This window comes from Christensenella sp. KGMB01412 (assembly GCF_055522415.1).
On the sequence record NZ_JBVFVW010000030.1, the window covers coordinates 1 to 258 of the forward strand.

Genomic DNA, 258 nt, shown 5'->3' on the forward strand with positions numbered 1-258 from the left:
ATGTCAGGAGCAGACAGCGTATATTCCCCACTTGTCAGCATCTTATCCACGCCGCCGTTGGTATAGTGCGCCGTCACTTCGAGCCCCGCAGGATCAAACGTGTCGCCCACCGTATACGTTGTCTTTGTCGGCTGCTCTGTCACCTCGATACTGTCAAGAACTGGCGCGGGTGCGTTTACTGTAATGTCAAAACTCGCCGTCTTTTCTACGCCGTCTTCCTCGTAGGTCACTGTCACTGTCTTCGTACCGGATGTACCC

General features: G+C 54.3%; 1 protein-coding gene. It reads right to left on the bottom strand.

The features are described from left to right. Positions 1-258 (bottom strand): bacterial Ig-like domain-containing protein (locus ACS5WU_RS13880; RefSeq protein WP_465089210.1); only part of this gene is annotated, 258 nt, incomplete at both ends.